1 protein-coding gene is annotated in these 224 nt (G+C 75.0%); it reads right to left on the bottom strand.

All coding sequences use genetic code 11. The features are described from left to right. The coding region (locus E0702_RS18685) for an asparagine synthase-related protein (RefSeq protein WP_205742177.1) at positions 1 to 224 on the bottom strand (224 nt) is incomplete at both ends.

Below are 224 nucleotides of genomic sequence, written 5' to 3' on the forward strand. Positions count from 1 at the left end.
GTCTGCCTCGCGCGCCTCTAGCAGGCCGCTCCGCCGCACCTGCAGCATCGCCGACTCGCACACGTCGCGCAGCGGGCCCAGCATCCACCGGCGGATCGGGAGCGTGAACCCGCGCTTCGCCTGGGCGAGCACCGGGGCGGCGAGCAAGTCCGGGAAGCAGACGCGGAGGAGGTGCTTGTCCGCAGCGGCGCCGGGCAGGCGCACGCGCCCGGGAACCGCGTATG

Source organism: Halomonas marinisediminis (assembly GCF_004347715.1).
Taxonomy (GTDB): Bacteria; Pseudomonadota; Gammaproteobacteria; order Pseudomonadales; family Halomonadaceae; genus Halomonas; species Halomonas icarae.